The 5,704-nt window shown below is 72.7% G+C and carries 5 protein-coding genes and 1 pseudogene; all 6 read right to left on the bottom strand.

The features are described 5' to 3' along the window. Positions 1-676: pseudogene (locus tag JGS39_RS36995) on the bottom strand (SDR family oxidoreductase); the annotation flags it as partial. Beyond that, entirely contained in the window at positions 673-1,656 is a 984-nt protein-coding gene (locus JGS39_RS37000) for a hypothetical protein (RefSeq protein ID WP_219574153.1), read from the bottom strand. The gene JGS39_RS37000 and the pseudogene JGS39_RS36995, both read right to left, overlap by 4 nt. Further along, on the bottom strand, positions 1,653-2,432 hold the full coding sequence (locus tag JGS39_RS37005; RefSeq protein ID WP_219574154.1) for a hypothetical protein: 780 nt from the start codon (positions 2,430-2,432) through the stop codon (positions 1,653-1,655). The genes JGS39_RS37000 and JGS39_RS37005 overlap by 4 nt, the downstream gene beginning before the upstream one ends. Further along, the gene (locus JGS39_RS37010; protein WP_219574155.1) at positions 2,429-3,706 is read right to left on the bottom strand and encodes an aromatic ring-hydroxylating dioxygenase subunit alpha; all 1,278 of its coding nucleotides are present in this window, start codon (positions 3,704-3,706) and stop codon (positions 2,429-2,431) included. The genes JGS39_RS37005 and JGS39_RS37010 overlap by 4 nt, the downstream gene beginning before the upstream one ends. A gap of 40 nt (positions 3,707-3,746) precedes the next feature. Beyond that, positions 3,747-4,742: an alpha/beta hydrolase gene (locus JGS39_RS37015; protein ID WP_219574157.1), complete on the bottom strand. Its 996-nt coding sequence runs from the start codon at positions 4,740-4,742 to the stop codon at positions 3,747-3,749. Then, positions 4,739-5,545 carry a hypothetical protein gene (locus JGS39_RS37020; protein ID WP_219574158.1) on the bottom strand — a complete coding sequence of 269 codons (807 nt, stop codon included), beginning with the start codon at positions 5,543-5,545 and terminating at the stop codon, positions 4,739-4,741. The genes JGS39_RS37015 and JGS39_RS37020 overlap by 4 nt, the downstream gene beginning before the upstream one ends. Between the last annotated feature and the right edge of the window lie 159 nt (positions 5,546-5,704).

Raw genomic sequence — 5,704 nt, forward strand, 5'->3', positions numbered from 1 at the left:
CGGCCGGACAGGACCTGAGCGGCAAGCCAGGGGGTCACGGTCTCGACGGTGTCGGCCAGGATGTCGAAGACCTTGCGGGCCTTCTCGTACTCCTGCGGGGTGTATCCGTGCGTGAGGACGTCGGTGACGACCATGCCGGGCGACAGGGCCATGGCCCGCACGTCGTGCGGGTGCGTGGCGGCGTGCGCGCGGAGGTCGGCGGCGAGGGCGCGGGTCAGGTAGGTGACGGCGCTCTTGGTGGCGCCGTACGCGCCGAGGCCGGGCAGCACGCGACCGTCCGAGCCGAAGCCCTCCATGTTCCACACGCGGCCGAACCGTTCGTCACGCCCATCAGGTTGGCGTCGACGACCACTCCGACCTCGTCCTCGGTCAGCTCCCACACCGGACGGCGGGCGGTCACGGCGCCCGCGTTGTTGATCCACACGTCAACGGTGCCGAACGAGTCGAGAGCCGCCTCCCACAGCGCGGCGAGCTGTACGCGGTCGGTGACGTCGGCGGGTCTGCCGATCAGCCGGTCCGGCGGTGCGTCGAGGCGGACCACGGCCTCCCGTACGGCGTCGGCCGTGCGTCCGCACAGGGCGACGCGGCAGCCACGGTCGAGGAAGGCGCGGGCCAGTCCGTGGCCGATGCCTCGGGTGCCGCCGGTGACGACCACGACGGGGCTCTGTGCGGTCATGACGCGCTCCAGTCCAGGACGCCGTGCAGTACAGCGGTGAGTACCTGCCCGTCGAAGACCTCGTAGGTGACGGCGAGCCGGCCGCCGGCGCTCATCCCGGGGGTGGCGTCGAGCGCGTACTCGCGGCCGACGACGCGCTGCGCACCGCCGTCCGCGAAGTGCCAGACCGGGAAGTTGGCGCGGCCGAAGGCCTGTGCGTTGCCCCAGGCACCGGGTCCCTCCCAGAACTCGCGGGTGCCGTCGCGGCGGCGGACGACGGTGGCTTCGCGGTCCAGTCCGCTTCCGGACCAGCTGAGGTGGTGCTCGGTGCGCAGCAGGTCCAGCGGGGTGAGGCGGTCCTCGACGAGGACGGTGCCCAGGCGCTTCTGGTGCGCGTCCCACACCTCGCACTCCCCCGTGAACGTGCCCGACTGCTTGGTGGGCAGGATCCACGGCACGGGGCCGCAGCGGGTCTCGGCCGCGAGGTGGGCGGCGACCGCATCGCGGGTGGCGGGGTTCTCGTCGTGGTCGGTGGTGCGCCGGTAGACGCCGTTGAAGCAGCCCACGACGGTCCAGCCCTGGTAGAGCACCGAGGAGTAGACCTGGGTGTCGCCGTCGGGCAGCACGTGGTTCCAGGTGTTGAGTCCCACCTGCCAGCCCGGCCCGTAGTAGCGCGCGTCGACGAAGGTGCCGTAGGGCTGTCCGCTGCCGTGGAAGTCGGGGCCGACGTAGATGCGGTTGTCGTCCGCGTCGGTGACGCCGAAGGCGAACGGGGCGGCGAGCCTGAACCGGCCGGCGAGCGGGCCGCCGCCTTCGAGGCCGCCGTCCATGCGGTAGACGGTGGCGCCGTCGGTGTACTCGGACGAACGGCGGATGTCCTCGTAGCCGCACCAGGTGCCGGTGGCGTCGAACAGGGAGGGGCGGCCGTGCCATTCGCCGGCGATGCGCTGCTGCCAGACGCTGGGACCGGCGGCTTCGGCCTGGGCCTGGTTCTCGGTCACGGGGTCTCCTCCACGGCCGGGCGGCCGGTGATCAGCAGGGCGCGCAGTCCGTCCGTGACAGCGGGGCCGACCAGGCGTTCGACCTGCGCCCAGACGGCGTCGATCTCCGGGCTGAACAGCAGTTCCCGCATCCGGTGGTCGCGGTCGGCGAGGGCGGTGTGCTCGACGTCGTCGGCGGCCTCGGCGGGGAAGTCGGCGGCGAGGGCGAGCCAGTGGTCGAGGTAGGCGTCGGCGATCGGGCCGACCTCGGCGAACGCGGCGTCGTCCGCGCGGTGGGCCAGCATCCAGGGTGACATCAGGGCCCGTTGGCGGGGGCCGATGTGCGCCGGGGTGATTCCGGTGATCTCCGCGGTCTTCTCGAACGGTGCGGTGAGGGGTCCGTAGACGTGGTCGGCGTAGTCGCCGTGGGCGGCGAGGTCGGCGCGCTGCACCAGGTCGAGATGGAAGGCGTAGGAGTCGCCGGTCCGCACGGCGTCCAGGGTGAAGTGGGGCAGCGGGTCGTCGGCGGCGCCGAAGGCGAACACCATGTGGCTGTCGAGCCCGATGGGCGGGACCACCAGGGAGATGTGGACGACGGAGGCGACCGGGCCTTCACCGGTGAAGCAGCGGACGGAGCCGGCCGGTCCGGGGAAGGCTGCCGAGGTCAGGGCGGTCCAGGGGGTGGGGACCTCGGTGACTCGGGTGGCGGCGACCAGGCGGTCCAGGATGCGCAGGGACAGTGCGGTGGGCGGGCTGGACGGGGCGTCCGGGGCGGGGGCGCTGTTCATGGTGGTCACTCGCTCTCCGGGTGGGCGGCGATCCGGTCGGTGCTCTCGGCCGTCGGTTGGGCGGCTCGCGGTCCGGCGCTCCGGGCCGTCTGGGTCGTATGGGCCGTCTGGGCGGCGGACTGTTCGGCGCTCTCGACCGTCGGGTGGAATCCATGGGCCTTCTGCTCCCAGGCGCGCCCGAACTCGGGCACGTCGCGGCGGCTCGGCGAGGCGATGACGGTGGAGGTGCGTTCGGGCACGTCGCCGGTGATCCGGTCGCCGGACCCCACGGCCCAGCCCTTGGCGGCGAGTTCCTGGCGCCGGCGGCGGTAGGCCACCGAGATCATGTCGGAACGCAGGTGGAGTTCGGCGCCGAGGTCGGCGGGCAGGAGCTCCGGACGGGTCGCGTCCACGACGGGGGCGTCCTGGCCGAAGATGCGGTAGACCCGCTTGCGGGCGTTCGCGTCGGCCCAGGAGCCGGTGAAGAAGTCGCGCAGGGCCACCCATTTGACGAGGGTGGTGGTCTCGTCGACGGGGATGTTGGTGTCGTAGATGATCATGTTGCCGAACGGCAGCCGCACATGCAGCTTGACCAGGTTGGGGAGCATCCAGCCGGCCGTCGTGACCACCGGCGGGCGTTCCTGGCCCTGGGACTTGCGGTCGGCGTAGAGCTTGGACCACAGGCCCTTGGCCGCCGGCGGGTGCATCGATACGGTGGCGAACGCCGACCACTCGTCGGGCTGTTCGACGGTGTACTCCTCGACCTCGGGCCGGTCGGGGTTGCCGAAGGCGGCGCCGTGGACGAAGGGGGTGTGGGCGATGTCGCAGCCGTTCTCCAGCACCCGTTCGTAGTTGGAGTTCCACAGGTACTCGCCGGTGACCACGCGGTAGCTGCCGCCGTTCTCGACCAGGTCGTCGAACTCGGGCCACACCGGAATCGGGGGGCGTTCCGCCTCCGGCAGGTCGCCCATGAACACCCAGACGAATCCGTAGCGTTCACACGCGGGGTAGGAGTCGACGCGGGCCTTCTTGGGGATCCCGCGGCCGGGCATGTTGGCGGGGATCGACGTGCACGCGCCCTCGGGGTCGAAGCGCCAGCCGTGGTACGGGCAGACGACGCAGTCGTCGGAGAGGCTGCCGCCGGAGAGAGCGGCGCCGCGGTGGGCGCAGAGGTCGGACAGGGCGACGGGCCGGCCGTCCTTGGTCCGGTACAGGACCAGGCTCTGGCCCAGACAGACCACTTTGGCGGGTTTGCGGCCGACGCGGTCGGCGAACTCGACCGCGTACCAGAAGTTCTTGAACATGGCGGGGAAGCGCTCCTCGGGTCGTTCGAGGTGGGGTGGGTCAGCGACGGTGAACGGCGAGCAGTCCGGGGTGCGGCGGCCTGAGCAGCTCGTCGAGGCGGTGGCCGGCGGCGGCGTCGTCGCGCAGCCTCGCCGCGCAGAACTCGGTGACCAGCCGGCCGAGCAGGGGGCGGGGTGCGTCCCGGCCGGCGCCGGGCTCCTCCAGGAAACCGCGGGCGGTGGTGGGGTCGTGCGGGTGGCAGGCGGTGAAGTGGCCGGCGCCGGCGAGCCGGGCCCACGCGCTGGCGCCTCCCGCGTCGGGCACCGCGTCCCGGAAGGTCCGCAGGACCGGGTCGTGGGCGGCGGCGTCGTCGTCCGCGTAGCGGTCGGCGCTGGCCGCGATGACCCCGTCGTGCTCGCCGGAGAGCAGGAGCACCGGCGGTCCCGGTCCCACCGGCAGTACGGTGCCCTCCGGCCAGCCGAGCATGGAGGCGACGAGGGTATGGGCGCCGTAGGCGAACACCGCCCGGACGCCCGGTGTCAGGGCGGCGGACTGGAGGGCGACGGTGCCGCCCGCGGAGTGGCCGCCGAGTGCCACCCGGTCGAGGTCCAGCAGGCCCTCCAGCGGCGCACGGCGGGCGAGCTCCGCCAGCGCGCCGACAAGCGCGCCGATGAGCGGACTCGTGGGGCGGGAGCCCCAGCCGGCGGGCGAGGCCGCCTCCAGGTCCACGGCGGGTGTGAGGCCGTGGCTGCCGGCGAACAGCTCGCCGACGAGGTCGGCGGTGACCGCGACCAGACCGGCGCGGGCCAGTTCGACGGCGAGCCAACGGTAGGCGTCCTGGCCGACGTTGATTCCGGGCAGCAGCAGGACGACGGGGTAGGGGGCGCCGGCCGGGTCGGCGGGCAGCTCACCGGTCAGCCGCTCGGCGTCCGAGCCGGTGGGACGGGCCGGGTAGAAGACGCGCAGGTGGGCGGTGTCGAAGGGGTCCTTCAGGCCGGGCACCCGGCACGCCCACCACAGCGAGCGGACCGCCGTGTCCGGCGCGGGGGCGGTCACCGGGCTCTCGGCAGTTCGCGGTCGCCGCCCCACAGGCCGCGTACCAGACGGTCCGTCGTCTCCTGGCCGAAGTAGCGCACGCCCATGACGTTGGCGGGGTCGCGTTCGGCGATGTTGCGACGGGTCGCGAGGTCTGCGGCGGCGAGCGCGTCGCGCTCCTCCTCCGGAACGGTTTCGGCGGCGTCGACCCAGCCCAGCCAGCGGTCCACGTGGGCGTGGGTGAGCCGGCGCACGAGGTCGATGTGCTCTTCGTCGCGGGGCAGGGAGTAGCAGTACGCGGTGGGCGAGAGGCTCGCGCGGATGAAGCCGGCACGGCTGGTGAACCAGTCCAGTTTCGGGTGGCTGTCGCGGACTTCGAGCCACTCCTCCTCCAGCGGCGCGTAGTAGCGGTCGTACGCCTCGCCGTCGGCGATGAGGTTGGTACGGGGCACGGAGTCCAGGTAGAACCAGCCCTCCGGCCAGCACAGCAGGGCGATGGCCAGGTGGGGTACGCGGATGTGCGGTCCGAGCCACACCGTCAGATGGAGGTTGGCGAAGCCCTGGGTGGGGTTGCCGAGCCAGGAGTGGACCATCCAGTCGATCTCGGGCCCGCTGTAGGCGGCCAGCGAACCGCCGGGGCTCTCGGGCGGGTTGCCGTAGGAGTCGAGGGCGAGGGTGGCGGGGTCGCGGGTGAGCTCGAAACGGGCGTCGATCTTCGCCTTGAGTTCGCCGAGCAGTTCCTGCCATTGGCGGAAGGTTTCAGTGACGTCGGTGACGGGTGCCATGTCCGTCATGTCCTGCACAGCCTTGAGAGTCTCGGTCATGGCGCTCCTCGGGGGTGACTGGGCGGAGGAAGGGGCGAGGTGGTCCCCGCCGCGGACGCCGGACGCCTGCCGGTGCCTGCCTGCTCGTACGGGTTACGGGCGGGGCGGGGTGGAGATCAGCTGGTACGCGGCGCGGGCTCGGGGACGGCGAGCGCGCCC

This window comes from Streptomyces poriferorum (assembly GCF_019399235.1).
GTDB classification, from domain to species: domain Bacteria; phylum Actinomycetota; class Actinomycetes; order Streptomycetales; family Streptomycetaceae; genus Streptomyces; species Streptomyces poriferorum.